This is a genomic window from Actinomadura violacea, from assembly GCF_017573465.1.
Lineage (GTDB): Bacteria > Actinomycetota > Actinomycetes > Streptosporangiales > Streptosporangiaceae > Spirillospora > Spirillospora violacea.
Genome location: NZ_JAGEPF010000013.1, coordinates 71,719 through 88,071 on the forward strand (window position 1 = coordinate 71,719; position 16,353 = coordinate 88,071).

At 73.0% G+C, this 16,353-nt stretch carries 18 protein-coding genes; 13 read left to right on the forward strand and 5 right to left on the reverse strand.

Translation table 11 applies throughout. The features are described from left to right. Positions 1 to 81 precede the first annotated feature (81 nt). The 5 genes from J4709_RS21520 (at position 82) to J4709_RS21540 (ending at position 3,197) form a co-directional block, all read left to right on the forward strand. Positions 82 to 828, forward strand: coding sequence for a TetR/AcrR family transcriptional regulator (locus tag J4709_RS21520; protein WP_208243496.1), 747 nt, complete (start codon positions 82 to 84; stop codon positions 826 to 828). Between the two features lie 130 nt (positions 829 to 958). Next, entirely contained in the window at positions 959 to 1,366 is a 408-nt protein-coding gene (locus J4709_RS21525) for a helix-turn-helix domain-containing protein (RefSeq protein WP_173098515.1), read from the forward strand. After that, a complete protein-coding gene (locus J4709_RS21530; protein ID WP_208243498.1) occupies positions 1,363 to 1,833 on the forward strand; it encodes a hypothetical protein in 471 nt (156 codons plus the stop codon). The genes J4709_RS21525 and J4709_RS21530 overlap by 4 nt, the downstream gene beginning before the upstream one ends. Positions 1,834 to 2,070: 237 nt before the next feature. Then, on the forward strand, positions 2,071 to 2,436 hold the full coding sequence (locus J4709_RS21535) for a DUF2516 family protein (protein ID WP_232383847.1): 366 nt from the start codon (positions 2,071 to 2,073) through the stop codon (positions 2,434 to 2,436). A 26-nt stretch (positions 2,437 to 2,462) separates the two neighbouring features. Next, complete coding sequence (locus tag J4709_RS21540; protein ID WP_208243500.1) at positions 2,463 to 3,197, forward strand: alanyl-tRNA editing protein; 735 nt, start codon at positions 2,463 to 2,465, stop codon at positions 3,195 to 3,197. Between the two features lie 71 nt (positions 3,198 to 3,268). Here the strand turns inward: J4709_RS21540 and J4709_RS21545 are convergent, their stop codons facing one another. After that, positions 3,269 to 3,904, reverse strand: coding sequence for a TetR/AcrR family transcriptional regulator (locus J4709_RS21545; protein ID WP_208243502.1), 636 nt, complete (start codon positions 3,902 to 3,904; stop codon positions 3,269 to 3,271). 72 nt (positions 3,905 to 3,976) lie between these two features. Between J4709_RS21545 and J4709_RS21550 the strand changes: the two genes are divergently transcribed. The 3 genes from J4709_RS21550 (at position 3,977) to J4709_RS21560 (ending at position 7,365) form a co-directional block, all read left to right on the forward strand. Then, on the forward strand, positions 3,977 to 6,280 hold the full coding sequence (locus J4709_RS21550; RefSeq protein ID WP_208243504.1) for an MMPL family transporter: 2,304 nt from the start codon (positions 3,977 to 3,979) through the stop codon (positions 6,278 to 6,280). A 42-nt stretch (positions 6,281 to 6,322) separates the two neighbouring features. Beyond that, a complete protein-coding gene (locus tag J4709_RS21555) occupies positions 6,323 to 6,790 on the forward strand; it encodes a hypothetical protein (protein ID WP_208243506.1) in 468 nt (155 codons plus the stop codon). Positions 6,791 to 6,885: 95 nt separating this feature from the next. Beyond that, positions 6,886 to 7,365, forward strand: coding sequence for a VOC family protein (locus J4709_RS21560; protein WP_208243508.1), 480 nt, complete (start codon positions 6,886 to 6,888; stop codon positions 7,363 to 7,365). A 58-nt stretch (positions 7,366 to 7,423) separates the two neighbouring features. Here J4709_RS21560 and J4709_RS21565 read toward each other — a convergent pair whose 3' ends face one another. After that, on the reverse strand, positions 7,424 to 7,849 hold the full coding sequence (locus J4709_RS21565; protein WP_232383848.1) for a cupin domain-containing protein: 426 nt from the start codon (positions 7,847 to 7,849) through the stop codon (positions 7,424 to 7,426). Positions 7,850 to 8,057: 208 nt separating this feature from the next. Here J4709_RS21565 and J4709_RS21570 point away from each other — a divergent pair, with 208 nt between their 5' ends. The 3 genes from J4709_RS21570 (at position 8,058) to J4709_RS21580 (ending at position 11,441) form a co-directional block, all read left to right on the forward strand. Further along, entirely contained in the window at positions 8,058 to 9,503 is a 1,446-nt protein-coding gene (locus J4709_RS21570; RefSeq protein ID WP_232383875.1) for an MFS transporter, read from the forward strand. Then, complete coding sequence (locus tag J4709_RS21575; protein WP_208243512.1) at positions 9,500 to 10,057, forward strand: cysteine hydrolase family protein; 558 nt, start codon at positions 9,500 to 9,502, stop codon at positions 10,055 to 10,057. Before J4709_RS21570 ends, J4709_RS21575 begins: the two co-directional genes overlap by 4 nt. Positions 10,058 to 10,232: 175 nt before the next feature. Next, entirely contained in the window at positions 10,233 to 11,441 is a 1,209-nt protein-coding gene (locus tag J4709_RS21580; protein ID WP_208243514.1) for a hypothetical protein, read from the forward strand. Between the two features lie 6 nt (positions 11,442 to 11,447). Here the strand turns inward: J4709_RS21580 and J4709_RS21585 are convergent, their stop codons facing one another. After that, positions 11,448 to 11,993 (reverse strand): helix-turn-helix domain-containing protein, encoded by a 546-nt coding sequence (locus J4709_RS21585; protein WP_208243517.1) that lies wholly within the window; start codon positions 11,991 to 11,993, stop codon positions 11,448 to 11,450. Positions 11,994 to 12,044: 51 nt separating this feature from the next. On the opposite strand from J4709_RS21585, the gene J4709_RS21590 reads away from it, so the two are divergent. Beyond that, positions 12,045 to 13,301 (forward strand): alpha/beta hydrolase, encoded by a 1,257-nt coding sequence (locus J4709_RS21590; protein WP_208243518.1) that lies wholly within the window; start codon positions 12,045 to 12,047, stop codon positions 13,299 to 13,301. On the opposite strand, the gene J4709_RS21595 is transcribed toward J4709_RS21590, so the two are convergent. Next, a complete protein-coding gene (locus tag J4709_RS21595) occupies positions 13,298 to 13,813 on the reverse strand; it encodes a MarR family winged helix-turn-helix transcriptional regulator (protein WP_307801412.1) in 516 nt (171 codons plus the stop codon). The two genes, J4709_RS21590 and J4709_RS21595, sit on opposite strands and share 4 nt — an antisense overlap. A 93-nt stretch (positions 13,814 to 13,906) precedes the next feature. Between J4709_RS21595 and J4709_RS21600 the strand changes: the two genes are divergently transcribed. After that, entirely contained in the window at positions 13,907 to 15,136 is a 1,230-nt protein-coding gene (locus tag J4709_RS21600; protein ID WP_208243520.1) for an MFS transporter, read from the forward strand. Here J4709_RS21600 and J4709_RS21605 read toward each other — a convergent pair. Next, positions 15,080 to 16,339, reverse strand: coding sequence for an APC family permease (locus J4709_RS21605; RefSeq protein ID WP_208243522.1), 1,260 nt, complete (start codon positions 16,337 to 16,339; stop codon positions 15,080 to 15,082). The genes J4709_RS21600 and J4709_RS21605 overlap by 57 nt on opposite strands. Between the last annotated feature and the right edge of the window lie 14 nt (positions 16,340 to 16,353).

Here is a 16,353-nt window from a genome sequence, read left to right on the forward strand (position 1 = left end):
AATCTAAGTGTGAGGCATACACGAAGTCAAGGTAGAGTCGGCGGAACAGGGATCCCCAGGTCGAGCGGAGGAGGCCACCGGATGCCGGCCACGGAGGACTCCGACCTGCCGCCGGGACTGGCCTTGGCGTGGGGCCTCCCCGCCAAGACGACCAAGCTCGGGCGCAAGCCGTCGCAGAGCATCGAGCAGATCGTCGGCGCGGCCGTCGAACTGGCCGATGCGGACGGATTCGGCGCCTTGTCGATGCCCAAGATCGCCCAGCGGCTCGGGCTGACCGCCAACGCGATCTACCGCTATGTGAGGTCCCGGGACGAGTTGCTGGTCCTGGTCGCCGAGGCCGCCTGGGGTCCGGCGCCCGACCTGGCGCCCGGGACGGAAGACTGGCGCGACGCGGCGAACGTGTGGACGCGGGCGATGATCGACCGGTGCGACGTCCACCCCTGGCTGTGCGATCTCCCCGTCCGCGGGGCCCCGGTGACGCCGAACCTGCTGGACTGGGCAGAGGCGATCCTGGAAGCGCTGACCGGCGCCGGGCTGACCCCCACCGAGGCCCTGGGGTGCGCGTTCGTGCTGGACGGCTACGCGCGGCAGATCGGCGGCATACGTCGCGACCTGCGGTACAGCACCGCGACTCCGACGCAGTCGGACACCGTGACCAGGTTCCTCCTGCCCCGGCTGCGCGAACGCGGTCACTCGGTCCTGGCGTCCATGATGGACGGCGACGACTACACCGACGACGTCGTCGAGGATGACGTCGCCTTCGGGCTCGACCGGATCCTGGACGGGATCGGCGTACTGGTCACGGCGAAACGCGCCGCGGAGTCTTAGGCGGCCGGCGCGCGAGGTCGATGCCGACCACCTTGGCGACGTGACGGTCACACGTGACTGTGAGGGGACTCACGGCGAAGTGCTAGCTGACGTGCTTGCAATAGCAAGCACTATGACGCAGGGTGGAGACATGGCAAGTTCGAAGGTCGGCTCGATCGGGGAGTACATCCGGGAGCAGCGGACGCGGGCGAAGATCTCGCTGCGCCAGCTCGCGGACGTCTCGGGCATTTCCAACCCGTACCTGAGCCAGATCGAGCGCGGGCTGCGCAAGCCGAGCGCCGAGATTCTGCAGCAGATCGCCAAGGGGCTGCGGATCTCCGCCGAGGCGCTGTACGTGCAGGCCGGAATCCTGGAGGAGCGCGAGGCCGACACCGACGTGCAGGCCGCCGTCCGGGCCGACCTTCTCCTCACGGAGCGCCAGAAGCAGGTGCTGCTCGACATCTACGAGTCGTTCCGCAAGGAGAACGAAGCCACCGGAGTGTTCGGAGCCGCCGAACACGACGCCCCAGAGCAGGACGGAAAGGAAGAGGTCGGATGACGCTGGCCAGCAGTCTCCGCGAGAACAAGGCCGTCTACGCCGTGGCCGGCGCCGGCGACCTCGCGGTCGAGAAGCTCCGCGAGGTCCCCGAGCAGGTGACGCGGTACCAGGACCGGGCCCGCGAGGCCGCGACCAAGGCGCAGGGCGAGGTCCGCGAGACCGTCGGGCGCTACCGCGGCGAGGTCCGCAGGACCGTGGACCGGTACCGCGGCGAGGTCGGCCGCGTCCAGGAGCGCGTCGACGCCAAGGACCTGCCCGGCGCGGCGGTCGCGTACGTGACCCACGTCGGCACCCTCACGGTCGGGTTCATCGACGAGCTCACCGAGCGCGGCAAGCGCGTCGTGCACCGCGAGGCCGCCGAGGCCGCCGCGATCGCCGAGGCGGACGCCAAGCCCGCGCCCAAGGCGCGCGCCGCGCAGCCGAAGAAGGCCGCGCAGGCCCGCACCACCAAGAAGAGCGGCGCCTGAGGCGCACCCGCCTGAGCAGCGGTTTCAGGGCCCGTCCGGGAACACCCGGGCGGGCCCTGACGTCTTTGTCTGTGAACGGGACGCGGCCCCTCGGCCCGCGGGCCCGGCCGCGGGCGCGCGGATCCGGCCCGTCCACCGCGGTTCCGGGCCCGGGCTGGACGGGCCGCATAGGGTTGGGACGCAAGTGTGCGCGACGCGAGGGTCGCCGTCCGAGACGAGCGGGAGTGCTGATCACCGATGGCGGACTTCAGTGTGCTGGACTACTTCTTCTGGCTGCTGCTGATCATCGCGTTCGTGATGGAGGCCTGGGCGCTGATCGACGCGCTGACCGTGCCGCAGGGCGCGTACGCGGCGGCGAGCAAGCAGAGCAAGAAGCTGTGGATGATCATCCTGATCGTCGCGGCGGTCGTCGGCGGCGCGTACGCGGCCGTGCCGTACGCGCTCGGCGTGCACCCGATCGCGCTGCTGCTGAACATCCTGCCGGTCGCGGCGTTCATCGCGGGCGCCGTCTACCTGGCCGACGTGCGGCCGGCCGTCGCCCCGTTCAAGAAGCGCGGCGGCGGGCGCGGCAAGACCAACATGGGCCCGTACGGCCCCTGGTGAGCGGCCCGCGGTCCTAGGGTGATCGCATGAGTGCGGAGACCCTCGGCCGGACGACCCGGCTGGAACTGGACGATCAGGCGCTGCGCGAGTGGGAGGCCGTCGTCCTCGCCGCGGACCCGGACGGGATCGTCCTGGACCGGTCGGCGTTCTACCCGGGCGGCGGCGGGCAGCCGCCGGACCACGGCGTCCTGCTGTGGCAGGGCGTGCAGACGCGGATCGCGGGCGTCCGCAAGGGCGATGACCTGGTGCTGGTCCCGGCGGAGGGCGATCCCGTCCCGCCGGTCGGCACGGTGGTACGCGGGGCGGTCGAGAACGAGCGCCGCACCGCGCTGATGCGCACGCATTCCGGACTGCACCTGCTGTGCGGGGTGGTGTTCCGCGACTACGGCTGCCTCGTGACGGGCGGCAACATGGAGCCGCTGACCGCGCGGATGGACTTCGATCTGCGCGAGGTGCCGCCGGGGTTCAAGCAGGCCGTCGAGGACGCCTGCAACGAGGAGGTCGAGGCGGACCGGCGCATCGACGTCCGGACGCTGCCGCGCGACGAGGCGTTCGCGATCCCCGACATCATCCGGACGGCGACGAACCTGGTGCCGGCGGAGGTGCGGGACGTGCGGATCGTCGACATCGTCGGGCTCGACACGCAGGCGGACGGCGGCACGCACGTCGGCTCGACCCGGCAGATCGGCCGGATCACGGTGGCGAAGGTGGAGAACAAGGGGCGCGGCTTCCGCCGCCTCCGCATCAAGATCGGCGACTGACCCCCTGCCGGACGGCGGGGAAGCGGGCCGGGCACCGGGAGCGGGCGCCTCCGCCCCCGGTGCCCGACGTTCTAGGGGGACGGTTCGTCCCAGGGGCGGTTCAGCTCGTCGACGGAGCCGAGGCCGTTCTCGACGATGCCGACGGCGCGGTCCAGGGCGGTGCGCATGGACAGCGGGTCCCAGCCGTGGCGGCGGCAGTGCACCACGACGGCCTGCATCCCGCCGACGGCGACGCCCGCCGCGGCGACGGCGTCGATCTCGTCTATGCCGGGGCACAGGTCGCGTAGCAGCCCCTCGATCTTCTCCTGGGTGTCGGTGAGGCGCTGCAGCGCGCGCGCCTGCAGGCCGGGGCGTTCCAGGATCAGCGAGATCTGGACGGCGCCGTACTCGCCGTGCTCGCTGACGATCGCCTCCAGGACGTCGACGACGCCGCGCCGGATCGTCTGCAGCGGGGACTCGCCGCGGACGGGGGCGGCCAGCCGTTCGGCGACCTCGGCGAGCCGGTCGTCGACCTCGGCGAAGACGACGTCCTCCTTGCTCGGGAAGTAGCCGAAGAAGGTGCGGGGGGCGACGTCGGCGGCGGCGGCGATGTCGGCGATCGTCGTCTCCTCGTAGCCGCGCTCGGCGAACAGCCGCAGCGCGGCGGACGCGATGGCGTGCCGGGTGCGGCGCTTCTTGCGCTCGCGCAGTCCGGTCCGCTCGTCCATGTGACGGACGTTACCACGACTGCAAAGTTGCATCTATTGCAAATATGCACGCAGACGTGCTGTTCTGCGAGCATGGCCGGATTCCTGGACGCTCTGGGGCGTTTCTGCGTGCGCCGGCGGCGCACCGTCTTCGAGCTCTGGTTCGCGCTGATGCTCGGCGCCGGCGTCCTCGGCCTCGTCCACGGCGGCATGTTCGTCCAGCAGAGCAGCCTGCCCGGGACGGAGACCCAGCAGGCGATCGACACCCTCGCGCGGGACTTCCCGTCGCAGACCGGGCCGACCGCGACCGTCGTGTTCGCGCAGACGCCGGAGGCGAGCCCGGCGGACTGGCGGGTCGCCCTCACCATCGGGCAGTCGATCGAGGACATCGGCAAGCTCGACCGGGTCGCGTTCGTCCAGAACCCGTACGTGCAGGGCATGGGCGGGCTGAAGGACGACAAGGCCGTCGTCGTGCAGCTCAACTTCAAGGGCACGATGAGCGAGCTGACCGCCGCCGACCTCGACGACCTCCGCCAGGCCGTCGACCCGGCCCGGATGACGGGGCTGGACGTGAAGTTCGGCGGCATCGCCGCGATGCTGCTCAACCAGCCGAAGACCGGGCCGCAGGAGGGCGCCGGGCTGTTCCTGGCCATGCTGGTGCTGCTGCTCGCGTTCGGGTCGGTGCTCGCCGCCGGCGTCCCGATCGTCGTGTCGCTGTGCGGGCTCGCCGTCGCCTACTCGCTGATCCACTTCTCCGCGTCGCTGTTCCAGGTCGCACCGACCGCGCCGGAGGTCGCGGCGATGCTCGGCATCGGCGCCGGCATCGACTACGCCCTGTTCATCGTCACCCGGTACCGGCAGCAGCTCGCCGAGGGCGACGACACCGAGACGGCCGTCGGGCGCGCGATGGCCCATTCCGGCCACGCCGTCGTGTTCGCCGGCGGGACGGTCGTGTTCGCGATCTGCGGGCTGTTCCTGTCCGGCGTCGCGTTCATCGGCCGGATCGGGCTCGCCACCGCGCTCGCCGTGGCGATCATGGTGGCGGCCTCGCTGACGCTGCTGCCCGCCGTGCTCGGCGCGCTCGGCCCGCGCATCGACCGGTACCGGCTGCCGCGCGTCCGCCCGGACCGCTCGTCCGCCCGCTGGACGGCCTGGGGCCGGCACGTCGACCGGCACGCCTGGCCGTACGCGATCGTCGCGACGCTGGTGCTGCTCGCCCTCGCCGTCCCGACGCTCAGCCTGCGGTTCGGCGTGATGGCCGACAGCATGTCGTCGAAGAAGATGGAGGCGCGGCAGGCCTACGACATCGTCGCGCGGGAGTTCGGCGCCGGGCACTACAGCCCGTTCGTCGTCGTCGCGGAGGCGCCCGGCCCGGAGCGGACCGTGAAGCGCAAGGCGCCGGTCGTGAAGGGACCCGAGGGGCTCGGCGGCCTCACCGGCCCGCCCGCCGAACCGGCCGCGCCCGCCGCGCCCGCGGTGAAGGGCGCCCCCGACCTGTCCAAGAAGCCCGACAAGCAGGCCACGCTGATCGCGCAGGAGCTCAAGCAGCGGATCTCCGAGGTGCCGGGCGTCGTGTCCGTCGGCGAGCCCGTCGTCACCGGCACCACCGCGACGCTGCTGGTCATCCCGCGCGACGCCCCGCACGAGCGGTCGACCACCGACCTCGTCCACCGGCTCCGCGACACCGCGATCCCCGCCGTCCGGGACGCGCACCCCGGCGCGAAGGTCTACCTCGGCGGCGAGAACCCCGCGATCATCGACCTCGCCGACACCGTCGGGTCGCGGATGAGGACCGTGGTCATCGCCGTCGTCGGCGTCGCGCTGCTGCTGCTGGTCATCGCGTTCCGCTCGATCGTCGTGCCGATCAAGGCCGCGCTGATGAACCTGCTGTCGATCGGCGCCTCGTTCGGCGTCGTCACCGCCGTGTTCCAGTGGGGCTGGGGCGTGCACCTGCTCGGCGTCGACCAGGCCATCCCGATCATGTCGTTCGTGCCGCTGTTCATGTTCGCGCTGATCTTCGGGCTGTCCATGGACTACGAGGTCTTCCTGCTGTCGCGGATCAAGGAGGAGTACGAGCGGTCCGGCGACCCGCACGAGAGCGTGGTGATCGGCATCGGCGCCACCGCCCGGCTGATCACCTCCGCCGCGCTCATCATGATCTTCGTGTTCGCCGGGTTCGTCCCGCAGCCGGACCCGACCGTGAAGATGATGGCGCTCGGCCTCGCCATCGCGGTCGCCGTGGACGCGACGGTCGTCCGGCTCGTGCTGGTGCCCGCGCTGATGAGCCTGCTCGGCCACTCCAACTGGTGGTGGCCCGGCCGGGGCCGGCCCGTCCCGCCGCCCCCGCCGTCCCCGGCGCCTATCGCCGAGCAGCTCGAACTCGAACCGATCCCCTGACCGGCGCCCGTCCCATCGTGATCGGTAAGGGATAATGGGCGCATGACCGGGCAAGACGACCTGCTGTTCTCCATCCCCGAGTCCGGCTGGTGGAAGATCGCGGTCGCCGCGACGGCGTTCTTCCTTCTGACCATGCGCGCGCTGCCGTTCGGGCTGAAGATCCCCGCCGACGTGCGCGCCGAATGGGCCGAGCAGGGGCGGCGCCGCAAGTGGGCGTTCTACCTGCTGACCCCGCTGTTCGCCGCGGGTGTGCTGTCGATGAACCTGCTGCGCTCGGGCCCCGCGTCGCCGGTGCTGTTCCTCTACAGCGTCGCGTTCGCCGCCATCCCCCTCGCCGTCTTCCCCGTCCGCGGCCGCATGCTCCGGGCGTACCTCGCCCAGCGCGGCGCCCCGGACGTCCCGGAGAAGACCGACTGGCCCGCGGTGGCCTGGATCGTCGCCGTCCTGTCCGTGGTGCTCCTCGGCGCCGTCATCGCCCTGATGTCCTCCCCCTTCGGCCCGCCCTCCTGACGCCCGGACGGTGCGTCCCGCGCCGCGATGAGTTCCGCCGCGTCCGCCGGTCCACCTCTTCAGGCGACCACCGACGACCGTCAGGAGCAGCGAAGATGGGGAAGATCAGCACCTGCCTGTGGTTCGACGGCAAGGCCGAGGAGGCGGCGCGGTTCTACACGTCCATCGTGAAGAACTCGCGCGTCACCGGCGTCGTGCCGTACGGCGAGGTCGGCCCGAGCGAGCCGGGCTCGGTCATGATCGTGATGTTCGAGCTGGACGGCCAGCAGTTCATCGGCCTCAACGGCGGCCCGCAGTTCACCTTCGACGAGGCGGTCTCCGTCCACGTCACCTGCGACTCGCAGGAGGAGATCGACGAGCTGTGGGAGAAGCTCACCGCGGACGGCGGCGAGGAGGGCCCCTGCGGATGGCTGAAGGACAAGTACGGGCTGTCCTGGCAGATCGACTCGAGCGCCCTGCACGAGATGATCACCGCGCCCGACCAGGAGGCGGCGGCCCGGGCGACCAAGGTGATGTTCACCATGAAGAAGCTGGACGTGCAGGCCCTCCAGGACGCGTTCGACGGCAAGTCCTGACCGGCTGCCCCAGGGCGCGTGGCCGGGACCGCGGGTTCGGCGGTCCTGGCCGCGCGGCCTAGGCGTCCGCCGGGTCGCCGGGCGGGTTCTCGAGGAACCACTCCACGATGCCCGGCATCCGCGGCTCGAAGGCCCCGGGGACGGAGATGTTGAGCGCCCCCGCGCGCTCGTCCGTGCGGTTCTGGAAGTCGTGCGGCGTGCCGCCGGGCGCCACCACGAACGACCCCTTCGGCGCGTCGACCCAGTGGTCGCCCAGGAAGAAGCTCATCGTGCCGTCGAGGACGTAGAAGACGTCGTCCTCCGGATGGGTGTGCGCCCCCGGCCCCGTGGTGCGCGGTTCGAGCCACCACTCCGAGATCGAGTACCGATCGGCCGTCTCCGCCCCGTCCGCCTTGAACACCGCGTTGATGCGCCCCATGCCGTAGTGCCGGCCCTCGCCGGGCGCGCGGTGGACGGGACGCCGCTGATCCGAGTTCGCCTGCATCCCTGAACGGTAGGCATCCGAGGCCGCCCGGGTCTTGGACGAATGGGAAGCCCACGCCGCACCCCGCGGATCGGCCAGTCCTGCCTGCTCAGGTCCATTTGTTCAGTTATAACTGGACAGCTTGGCCTGATGAAACTACCGTGGAGGGCATGGACGAATCGGGCGGAACGGAACGCGCACCGGAAGGAGCCGCACGGCGGTGGCGGCCATGACCTCGGTGCTCACCCAGGTCGCGGGCTCGCTGCGCCGGCGCCGCCCCGGCAGGGGCGGCCCGCCGGACGGGTTCGACCGGCGGCTCCTCGCGCCGATGATGCTCGGCACCGTCCTGAACCCGGTGAACTCGTCGATCATCTCCGTCGCGCTGGTGCCGATCGGCGCCGCGTTCGGGGCCCCGCCGTCGCGCACCGCGTGGCTGATCTCCGCGCTGTACCTGGCGACGGCGATCGGGCAGCCGGTGGTCGGGCGGCTGATCGACCTGTTCGGGCCGCGCCGGCTGTTCCTCGCCGGGACGGCGCTGACCGGCGTCGCCGGGCTCGTCGGCATGCTCGCGCCGAACCTGTGGGTGCTGATCGGCGCGCGGGTGCTGCTCGGGTTCGGGACGTGCGCCGGCTACCCGGCGGCGATGTCGCTGATCCGCAGCGAGGCGCGGCGGACCGGGCACGACAGCCCGGCCGGCGTCCTCACCGCGCTCGCGGTGACCACGCAGACCATCGCGGTCGTCGGGCCGTCCCTCGGCGGGCTGCTGATCGGCGTCGGCGGATGGCGCACCACGCTCGCGCTCAACATCCCGCTGGCGCTGGCCGGGATCGCGCTCGGCCTCCTGCGCCTGCCCAGGACGCCGGCACCGGAACGCGCCGAGGGCGAGCGCCGCCTCGCGGGGCTGGACCTGGTGGGCATGGGCTTCTTCGCCGTCATGCTGATCTCGCTGCTGGTGTTCCTGATGGAGCCCGCCGTCGGGCACCTGTACCTGCTGGCGGTGGTCGCCGTGGCCGCGGCGGCCTTCACCGTCCGCGAACTGCGGGTGGAGGCGCCGTTCATCGACCTGCGCGTCCTCGGCGGCAACAAGCCGCTGCTCCTCACCTACGGGCGCGCGCTCCTCTCCTACATCGTCACCTACGCGTTCCTGTACGGCTACACGCAATGGCTGGAGGAGGGACGCGGACTGTCCGCGTCGCAGGCGGGGCTCGTGCAGCTGCCGCTGTTCGGGACCGCGATCATCGTCTCCACCCTCACCGGACGGCGCCCGGAGATCCGCGGGAAGCTCCTGGTCGGCGCGGCCGCCCAGGTCGCGGCATGCGCGCTGCTACTGGTCCTGCACTCCGCGAGCCCGATCTTCGTGATCGTGGCCGTGGCGCTCGTCATCGGCGTCCCGCAGGGGCTGAACAGCCTCGCCCTCCAGAACGCCGTCTACCACCAGGCCGACCCGGAGCGGCTGGCATCGTCGGCCGGGCTGCTGCGCACCTTCGGCTACCTGGGCGCCATCGTCGCGTCCGCCGCCGGCGGCACGTTCTTCGGGCAGCGCGCCGGCACCGCCGGGATGCACCACCTGGCCTGGTTCATGCTCGCCGTGTCCGTCGCCTTCCTGCTGGTGACGGTGCTGGACCGCTCCCTCGGCCGCGTCGGCCGAGCCACCCGAGAGATGGAGAAGTCATGACGAACACCGCTCTGCTCGCGATGGACCTGCAGAACGCGATGGTCGGGCGCATCGAGGACGACGCCTACCTGCCGCGCGTCGCCGGGGCCCTGGACGCCGCACGCAAGGCCGGTGTGCCCGTGCTGCACGTCGTCGTCGGCTTCCGCGAGGGCCACCCCGACAAGCACCCCCGCAACAAGGCGTTCGGGGCGCTGCCGGACGGCGCCTTCACCCCGGGCGACCCGAACGCCGCGATCCACCCCGGCGTCGACCCGCGGCCCGGCGAGTCGGTGATCACCAAGAAGCGGGTGAGCGCGTTCGCGGGCAGCGACCTGGACCTGGTCCTGCGCTCGCGCGGGATCGACCACCTCGTGCTGGCGGGGATCGCGACCAGCGGCGTCGTCCTGTCCACCCTGCGCCAGGCCGCCGACCTGGACTTCCGCCTCACCGTCCTCGCCGACGGCTGCGCCGACTCCGACCCCGAGGTCCACCGCGTCCTCACCGAGAAGGTCTTCCCCCGCCAGGCCGACGTCGTCACCGTCGCCGCCTGGACGGGAACCCTGACCGAAGGCTGAAAGAACGCCGAGTGGACGGGGAAGAGCGCGTTAACCCTGCGCTAACCTTCGCCGGCTCGCCTTCTGCCGCCGCCCCGAACCCGCCTATGGTGCGATGACCAGGGAAAACGCCGGTTTCTCAGCACTCTTGGGTTCGGGGAGGCACTTTCCGGGCCCGGGGAAGGGGGGCGGGTCCATGGCATCGAAGGTGATCCTGCACATCGGGCAGCAGAAGTCGGGCACCACCTACCTGCAGGACGTGCTCGGGCACATCGCGGAACCGCTCGCGCAGGAGGCGGGCATCCTCTATCCGGACTCGATCAGGGAGGTCCTCCCGGACGCGATCGAGAACCACGAGCGCGCGACCCGGGGGCTCCTCGGCGGCGAGTACCCGTGGGTCTCGGCCGGCGACGCGGCCGGGGAGCGCGACAAGTGGGTGCGGCTGATGGACAAGGTCCGCGCCTGGCCGGGCACGGTGCTGCTGTCCGCCGAGGCGCTCTCGGTGATCCGCTCGGCGGCCGTCGTGCGGCTGCTCGGCGAGTTCGGCGCCGCCCGCGTCGAGGTCGTGATCACCACCCGCCGGCTGGACCGCTCGCTGCCGTCGCTGTGGCAGCAGCACGTCCGCAACGGCCGGCACTCCACGATCGAGGAGTACTTCGAGGCGCTGGTCGAGCAGCGCGAGCGCGGCCCGCGGGCGATCGAGGAGGAGCTCGACCTGCACCTGTGGCGGGCGTTCGGGCTCGGCGGCCTGGTGCGGCGGTGGGCCGCCGCGGTCGGGCCGGACCGGATCCGGGTCGTGATCAACCCCGGTTCGCCGCCGGACCTGCTGTGGCGGCGCTTCGCCGCCGCCGTCGGCGCGCGGCACTGCGCCGGGCGGGCGTCCGACGATGTGCGGACGCGCCGCACCCACGGCGGGCTGACCAGCGAGGAGACCGAGCTGATGGTCGCGCTGAACCGGCGGCTCGACGATGCGGGCTGGAGCACCTTCGAGCGCCGGGCGCTGCGCGAGCAGATCCTGCTGAACGGCCTGCTGGTCCGCGACGAGCGCGGCGGGCCGGTCGCGCTCCCCGCCTCGGTGCGGGACCTGGTGACCGCGTGGGCCGAGGAGGACCTGGCCGCGCTCGCCCGCAGCGGGGTGGAGGTCGTGGGGCGGCCGGACGAGCTGCGGCCCGCGCCGGAGCCGCCGGACGTCCGCGCGCCGGCCTCGTCCGAGCAGGTCGCGGAGGCCGCCGCGGCGGCGATCATGGCGGTAGCGCCGCGCGGCCGGTACGGGCCGGAGCCGCGGCCGAAGACCCTGAAGACCTGGGTCCGGACGCATGTCCGGCCGGAGCAGGACGTCCCGGGCCCGTCGCGACCGGACGACGCCCCGGGCGCGGGCGCGCCGCAGCCGGACGCGCCGCGGTAGGCCCGGTCAGGCGGGTTCCGGGCCGGCGGCGGAGGGTTCGATCGGGAAGAGGATCGGGCTCAGCAGGTACTGGGCGCGGCCGGGCGCAGGGCCGTTCGCGAGCCGGGGCGCGATCGCGGCGCGCATCCCGGCGATCAGGTCGAGCAGCTCCTCCTCGCTGAGCCAGACGGCGTGCTGCCGGTATCCGACCAGGTCGGCGGCCGGGTCGCTGCCCTCGCGGTCGAGGTAGGCGCCGAACTCGGCGAGCAGGGCCGCGGTCGCCGCCGCGAACCCGCGCCGGTGGTCCTCGCGGGTGAGCGGCGCGTCCGGGTCGATCACGGCGCGGTCCTGGCGGAGCCGGTAGCGGCGCTCGACCGCGCCGCGCACCCGGCGCTCCCCGGCCACCTCCAGCACGCCGCCGCCGACCAGCAGGTCGACGTGCCGGTAGACGGTCGCCCTCGACACGTCCGGGATCCGCGCGACGAGGTCGGACGCGGTGAGGGTCCGGCCGCCGCGCATGGCGTGGACGACGCGCAGCCGGACGGGGTGGGCGAGCAGCTCCAGGGTGTCCATGGCCCTACGATCTCATCCGTGTTACCTTTCTCAAAATTGAGAGGAGTCGGGATGGGAGACGCGGGGGCCGTCGCGGCCAGGGTCGTCCGGTCGCTGCGGGACGGGCGGTTCGCCGAGGTCGAGGCGCTGTTCGCGGCGCCACTGCGGGCCGTCGTGCCGGCCGGGGCGCTGCGCGTCGCGTGGACGGAGGAGATCGCGCGCCACGGCGCAGTGACCGCGATCGGGGACCCGGCGGACGAGCCGCTCGGCACGGACCTGGTCCGGGTGAGCGTCCCCGTCGAGTGTGCGCGCGGGGCGCTGACCGTCGTCATGTCGGTGGACGGCGCCGGCCTGCTGAACGGGTTCCGCCTAGCGCCCGGCGGCGCCGCCGCGCCGTGGAGCCCGCCGCCCTACGCCGATCCGTCCGCGTTCGAGGAGCGCGAGGTCACCGTCGGCGACGGGCCCCTGGCCGTCCCCGGGACGCTGACCCTGCCGCGCGGGGACGGGCCGCGCCCGGGCGCCGTCCTGCTCAGCGGCGGCGGACCGTTCGACCGCGACGCCACCAGCGGCCCCAACAAGCCGCTCAAGGACCTCGCCTGGGGCCTCGCCACCAGGGGCGTCGCCGTGCTGCGCTTCGACAAGGCGACGCACGCCCACCCCGCCGAGGTCGCCGCCGGCCCCGGCTTCACCATGGCGGACGAGTACGTCCCGCACGCCGTCGCCGCCGCCCGCCTGCTGCGCGCCGAGCCGGGCGTGGACGGCGCGCGGGTCTTCGTCCTCGGCCACAGCATGGGCGGGAAGGCGGCGCCGCGCGTCGCCGCCGCCGACCCGTCCGTCGCCGGCCTGGTGATCATGGCGGGGGACGCGCAGCCGATGCACGAGGCCGCCGTCCGGGTGACGCGCCACCTCGCGTCCCTGACGCCCGGCCCGGACGCGGACGCCGCCGTCGAGGCCATCGCCCGGCAGGCCGCGAGGGTCGCCGACCCGCACCTGTCCCCCGGGACGCCGGCGGCGGACCTCCCCTTCGGCCTCTCCGCCCCGTACTGGCTGGACATGCGCGCCTACGATCCCGTGGCGACCGCCGTCGACGTGCGCAAACCCATGCTGATCCTGCAAGGCGGACGCGACTACCAGGTCACCGTCGAGGACGACCTGTCCCGCTGGCGGGCGGCCCTGGCCGATCGTCCCGACGTCACCGTCCGCATACACGACGCCGACGACCACCTGTTCTTCCCGGGCACCGGGCCGTCGACGCCCGCCGGCTACGACCGCCCCCAGCACGTCGACCCCGCCGTGATCGAGGACATCGCCGCCTGGCTGGACTCCTAGGGCCCGTCCGGCGCGCCGGACTCGTCGCCGAGGCCGAGCAGCAGCGTGCGCAGGAGCGCGGCGAGCCCGTCCTGCTGGTCCCGGTCGAGCGCGGCGAGGATGCGCCGCTCGTTCTCGACGTGCGCGACGACGGCGCGGTCGATGAGGTCGCGGCCGGCGGGCGTGAGGTCGACGATGACGCTGCGCCGGTTGCCGGGGTCGACGTCGCGCGTCACGTAGCCCTTGGCGACGAGCCGGTCGAGCCGGTTCGTGACGGCGCCCGAGGTCACCATCGACGAGCGGGCGAGCGTGCCCGCCGTCATGCCGCCGGGCGTGCCCGCCCGCCGGAGGGTGGCGAGGACGTCGAACTCGCCGCGCTCCAGCCCGAACTCGGCGAACAGCGCCTTGAGTTCGCGCTCGGCGATGCGGGTCACCCGGGTCAGGCGGCCGAGCACGCCCATGGGCGAGGCGTCGATGTCAGGGCGCGCGCGGGCCCACTGCTCCAGAACGAGGTCGACGGCGTCACGCCCCACCTAATTCTCCTCAACGTTGAACTGTTTGACATGAAGGTATCACCGGGTTACCTTCCTCGACGTTGAACATTTCAACGTTGAGAGGTTTTTCGGATGTCCTCCACCGACGCGCGCCCGCACTCGATCCTGCGGGCCTGGCTGGGCGTGGCCGCGATCACGGCCAGCCTCTTCACCTTCCTCACCACCGAGCTGATGCCCGTCGGCCTGCTCACCCCGCTCGGCACCAGCCTGGACGTCCCCGTCGGCGTCGCCGCGCTGATGGTCACCCTCTACGGCGTCTCCGCCGGCCTCGGCGTCACGTTCATCGTCGCCTGGACCCGCCGCGTCGACCGGCGCGTCCTGCTGTCCACGCTGCTGGCCGTCCTCACCCTCGGCAACCTCGTCACCGCCATCGCGCCGAGCTTCCCGCTGGTCCTGACGACGCGGCTCGTCATGGGCTTCGCCAGCGGCGTGTTCTGGGCCATCGGCGTGAGCATGGCGATGCGGCTCGTCCCGGAGCGGCACGCGAGCCGGGCGTCGGCGATCGTCATGTCCGGCATCTCGATCGCCACCGTGGTCGGCATCCCGCTGGGCACCCTCCTGGAGGACCTCACCAGCTGGCGGACCACGTTCCTCATCTGGTCCGGCCTCAGCCTACTGGTGTTCGCCGCGGTCGCCGCCGCCGTGCCGTCGCTGCCCTCGGCGAACGCCGTCTCCGTCCGCGAGGTGTTCGGGCTGCCGCTCCGGAACGCGCCGCTGCGGACGGTGCTGTTCATCGTCGTGCTGTTCGTCCTCGGGCACTTCGGCGCGTACACGTTCGTGCGGCCGTTCCTGGAGGACCACACGTCCGCCGCGCCCCTCTTCATCACCGCGGTACTGATCGTCTTCGGGATCGGCGGCGCCGCCGGGAACTTCATCGCCGGCCACACCGTGAACAAGAGCCTGCGCGGCAGCTTCGTCACCGGCAGCATCGGACTCGTCGCGTCCCTGCTGCTGCTCCTCGCGTTCGGCGACGGCAAGGCCGGCGCGGTCGTCGCCCTGGTCCTGTGGGGGCTGTCCTTCGGCGTCGTCCAGCTGTCCCAGGTCAACATGACCCTCGCCGCCGCGCCCGAGACGTTCGAGGCGGCGATGTCGCTCAACACCATGGCCTACAACACCTCCATCGCCCTCGGCGCGCTCTTCGGCGGGCAGCTCGCCGACAACCTCGGCGTCACCAGCGTCGTCTGGTTCGGCGTCGCACTGACCGCCGGCGCGCTGCTCCTGGCGCTCGGCACCGGCCGGAGGCCCTCACGCGCCGTCCCGCATGACGCGTCCGCCGCGGCCGCGCCCGCGCTGAAGGACTGAACGGCGGACGCCCCCGCTCGCCGCCGCCGTCACCGCGACCGCGGCGGCGAGCAGCGCCGCCCACCCGGAGAACAGCAGCAGCTGGACGACCGCGAGGCACGCGACGACCGCCGCCACCCGGACCGGCCCGCGCAGCATCCGGACCGCCGCGCCCATGCAGCCCAGGTAGACGGCGAGGAACAGCGCGGTCGGGACGGCGACGAACTGCGCGGTGCCGACCAGGCCGCTGCCGGCCAGGCCGAGCAGCAGCCCGCCGGTCGCGGCGATCGCGGCGACGAGGCCGGCGGGCCGCTTCTCCCCCGTCCCCGCGGGCCGCCACAAGGCCGACGCCATCGCCGTCGCGCCCGTCAGGTAGGCGTTGGTCGCGGCCAGCGTCAGGACGACCGCGCCGACCGCGGCGATGGCCCGCCCGCTCTCCCCGACCGCGACCTCCAGCAGGGCCGCCACCGGCACGGAACTCCCCGCCCGCGGTCCCAGCACCCCGACCGTGGCGGCGGCCAGCGCCAGGTAGAGGACGGCGGTCACGGCGAACGCGGCTCCCACGACCCGCGGCAGCTGCCGCCGCGGATTCCGCAGCCGCGCCGTCAGCGGAGCCGCGGCTTCCCAGCCAACGAACGCCAGCATCAGCGGCGACGCAGCGCGGACGATCGAGCCCCAGCCATGCGGCGCGAACGGATGCCAGTACGCCGACCGCGCCGACGGCGCCGCACCGCCGACGGCGAGCACCACCAGCGCGACCAGCACCGCGACCAGCACCAGCTGGAGTCGCACGCCCGTTCTCGCCCCGGCCAGGCGTATCGCCAGCACCATCACCAGCAGCACCCCGGCCGCCGCGAACGCGGTCCGGTGCCCCGCCCGCAGCAGCTCCGCCACGTACGCGCCGCCGATGAGGCACACCACGGGCGCCCCGGTGACGACCCCGCCGAGGAAGCACCACGCGGCCGCGCGCCCGGCCCACGGCCCGAGCCCGGCGGCCGCATAGCCAGCGACACCGCTCGTCGACCCCACGGTGGCGCCGAGACGGCTGAACACGATCGCGATCAGGCCGGACAGCACCAGCAGGCCGCCCCAGGCCAGCAGGGAGGCGGGCCCGGCGGCCCGCGCCGCCAGGCCCGGCAGAAGCAGCAGGCTGGGGCCGAGCAGAGCACCGACGTACAGGGCGGTGGCGCCGAGCGTGGACAGATCGTTCCGGTCCGAAGTCATGCCAGGAGCATCGC